The organism is uncultured Microbacterium sp. (genome assembly GCF_963521695.1).
GTDB lineage: Bacteria > Actinomycetota > Actinomycetes > Actinomycetales > Microbacteriaceae > Microbacterium.
Genome location: NZ_CAUQWC010000315.1, coordinates 1 through 2958, shown reverse-complemented (window position 1 = coordinate 2958; position 2958 = coordinate 1). Strand labels below are relative to the sequence as shown.

Below are 2958 nucleotides of genomic sequence, written 5' to 3'. Positions count from 1 at the left end.
CGTGCCCAGGTCCCTGCGCCGGTCGAGCGGACCTGGGCCGGTGCGTCGACAAGCGCCTCCCCAAACTCAGCGATCGACGCAACCTCAGCCGCCACGCACGGATGCCGCGGAGGTTGCGCAGATCACGGACGCTACGCCGCGCTCGCGCCACATCCGCCGCCGGCGAACCCCGCGACCCCCCAACACGACACAACCTCAGCAATCCACACAACCTCAACCGCCACGCACGGATGCCGCGGAGGTTGCGCCGATCACGGACGCTACGCCGCGCGGGCGCCAGGTCCGCGAGCTCGGGGAAGGGACGACGCCGGGCGCTGCCGTCAAGACCCGCGAGCACCCCGGCATCCACCCCCTACAGTCGAACCACGCCGACCGAACGGATGCCATGGCCGCCCGTAACACGCGACTGATGCACTGCACCCCCGATGACCTGTTCGCGGTTCTTTCCGACGGATGGCTCTACCCCGTGTGGGTCGTCGGAGCGGCGCGTATGCGCGACGTCGATCCGCAGTGGCCCCGTGAGGGATCGCGCATCCACCACTCCCTCGGCGTCTGGCCCGTGATGATCAACGACGAGACCGAGATCGTGGAGTGGAACCCCCCGCACCGGCTTCGACTGCGGCCGGAGGCCGGCATCGTGGGTCGAGGCGTCATCCGCATCGACGCCCGACCGCATCCGGTCGGAGCCGCCGTCACGATCGTCGAGGAGCCCGTCTCGGGCGCCGCTTCCTTGCTGCCCTCGCTGGTGTGGAGACCGATGCTCACCCTGCGCAATCACGAGTGCCTCAACCGCCTGGCGTTCCTCGCCGAAGGACGCCGCGCCGAGCGCGAGGCCCGCGAGTTGGATCACCGCACCGAGACGCCCGACCCCCGCGAGGGCACCGCGTCGCCGCAGGCCCGAGAGGACATGCGCGAAGCCGGCATCTGACTCCGCGCATCGCGGCGCCGGAGCGCTCAGCCCGCGTGCGCCGACCGGCCTCCTCTGCGAGAAACGCCTCCCCGCCCGAAACAGACGCCGACAAGGCGTATCTCCCACGAGGCAGTGTGGCTCACGCCCGCCCCGCCGCCCGGCGCGCACGCGCCCTCAAAGCCGAGAACGCCTCCCCGCGCGAAACACGCGGGCCGCAGAACTTCACTGCTCCGGACGCGACTCCGTCCCGGTCGCACCGGGCTGCTCGGTGCTGTGGCGCAGCTCGTCGACGTAGAGATTCGCCTCGTCGGTGGTGCGGTTGCGGTACGCCGCGCGGCCCACCATGTGCGCGGCCAGGGGTGCCGTGGCGAACTGGATGAGCACGATCGGGATGCCGAAGGCGAGCGCCTCCCACGACCGCAGCGACAGCTCCACCGCGACCACGATGAGCAGCACTCCGAGCACCTGCGGCTTCGTCGCCGCGTGCAGACGCGTCGGCACGTCGCGCCAGCGCAGCAGCCCGATGGTCGCGGTCAGACACAGCACGGCGCCGATCAGCACGAGCACGAGCGCGAGGATGTCGAGAACGTCCTCGATGGTCATCTCGGGTTCTCCTTCCGCGCGACGAAACGGGCGACGGCGATCGAGCCGAAGACGCCGATGGCCGCAATCACGAGCATCGCGGGCAGCGATCGCGTGTGCTGGTTGATCACCATGTCGGCGCCCAGGATGCAGACCACCTCGGTGAGCAGCACGTCGGCGGCCACCGCGCGGTCGAGGATCGAGGGACCGATGACGAGGCGGATGAGGGCCAGCACCGCCGCGGCGGCGAAGACGACGAGGATGACGACGACGAGAACGGTGGTCACAGCGAGGTCCTCCGCTCTGCGGGGGGCGCGTCGGCATCGTGGGCGGAGCTGTCGGCGATGCGCGCCTGGAGCTCGAGCAGCTCTTCCTTCGACCCGACCGCCCGCGTGATCCGGGCTTCCCACCGCAGCACGATGCGACGCTGGTGCTCGGCATCCTCGTTGCTTCGCACGCCGATGGTGTGCAGGAAGAGGGTGCGGTTCTCGCGGTCGACGTCGACGATGAGCGAACCCGGGATGAGGGATGCCGTGACCGCCGTGTGCGCCATGATCACGTCGTCGTCGACGCGCAGCGGCACCGCGATGATCGCCGCACCCGGCTGCCGGCGGAAGTCGAGAACCTGCCACGCCACGATGAGCGAGCCCTTGATGACCGCGCCGAGGAAGGTGACGACGAAGACGAATCCGTACCAGAGGTTGATGCGCCCCGACAGCTCGACCGGTGGCAGGCGGTACACGCGCGTGACGAACACCGCCATGACGAGTCCGGTCACGAGGGCGAGCCAGGTGAGCTGGCCCCACAACAGCATCCACAGCGCCACCAGCCACACCAGCAGCGGGAGCTGGTGCAGGAACAGCGCGACCTGAGAGCGACGCGACGGGCTCATTCCTCACCCACCTGTTCCTGCAGCTGCACGAGGCTGACGCCGTCGGCGATGGTCTCGCCGGCACGGAGGCACATGTCGAGCAGCGGACCGGCGAACACCGTGAGGGCGAGCGTCACGACCACCATGCCGGCGGTCGCCATCGTCATGATCTTCGGGATCGTGCGGCGCTCGGTCGAGATGGTCGCGGCGGGGGCGTTGCCGAGGTAGGCGATGCGCTCGGTCGTCTCGGCCGAATCGTCGTCCTCACGCCAGAACGACAGGTTCCACGCGCGCATGAGGGCGTACAGGGTGAGGATCGAGGTGACGATGCCGCCGACGATGAGCACCATCATCACGGGGGTGCCCACCTGAGCCGCCGCGTCGAACAGCGCGTACTTGCCAATGAAACCCGAGAACGGCGGGAGGCCGCCCAGGTTGATCGCCGGGATGAAGTACAGCACTGCCAGCAGCGGCGCCGCGCGCATGAGGCCCTTCACCTTGAGGATCGACGTGCTCCCCGCGCGGCGCTCGATGAGCCCCACGGCGAGGAACAGGGTCGTCTGCACGATGATGTGGTGGACGATGTAGTAGATCG

5 protein-coding genes are annotated in these 2958 nt (G+C 69.4%); 1 reads left to right on the top strand and 4 read right to left on the bottom strand.

Annotation, left to right across the window (positions count from 1 at the left end; translation table 11 throughout):
• The first annotated feature begins 385 nt into the window (after positions 1-385).
• Complete coding sequence (locus tag RWP81_RS15760; RefSeq protein WP_314457694.1) at positions 386-928, top strand: SRPBCC family protein; 543 nt, start codon at positions 386-388, stop codon at positions 926-928.
• A gap of 204 nt (positions 929-1132) precedes the next feature.
• On the opposite strand, the gene mnhG is transcribed toward RWP81_RS15760, so the two are convergent.
• The 4 genes from mnhG to RWP81_RS15740 all read right to left on the bottom strand — a co-directional run.
• A complete protein-coding gene (gene mnhG, locus RWP81_RS15755; RefSeq protein ID WP_314457692.1) occupies positions 1133-1513 on the bottom strand; it encodes a monovalent cation/H(+) antiporter subunit G in 381 nt (126 codons plus the stop codon).
• Positions 1510-1779, bottom strand: coding sequence for a monovalent cation/H+ antiporter complex subunit F (locus RWP81_RS15750; RefSeq protein ID WP_314457690.1), 270 nt, complete (start codon positions 1777-1779; stop codon positions 1510-1512). The genes mnhG and RWP81_RS15750 overlap by 4 nt, the downstream gene beginning before the upstream one ends.
• Complete coding sequence (locus RWP81_RS15745) at positions 1776-2384, bottom strand: Na+/H+ antiporter subunit E (RefSeq protein ID WP_314457689.1); 609 nt, start codon at positions 2382-2384, stop codon at positions 1776-1778. The genes RWP81_RS15750 and RWP81_RS15745 overlap by 4 nt, the downstream gene beginning before the upstream one ends.
• Positions 2381-2958 (bottom strand): proton-conducting transporter membrane subunit (locus RWP81_RS15740; protein ID WP_314457687.1); only part of this gene is annotated, 578 nt, incomplete at its 5' end. The genes RWP81_RS15745 and RWP81_RS15740, both read right to left, overlap by 4 nt.

Coding starts and splice junctions, on each gene's coding strand:
- RWP81_RS15760 (WP_314457694.1), top strand. CDS start 386: ATGGCCGCCCGTAACACGCGACTGATGCACTGCACCCCCGATGACCTG.
- mnhG (WP_314457692.1), bottom strand. CDS start 1,513: ATGACCATCGAGGACGTTCTCGACATCCTCGCGCTCGTGCTCGTGCTG.
- RWP81_RS15745 (WP_314457689.1), bottom strand. CDS start 2,384: ATGAGCCCGTCGCGTCGCTCTCAGGTCGCGCTGTTCCTGCACCAGCTC.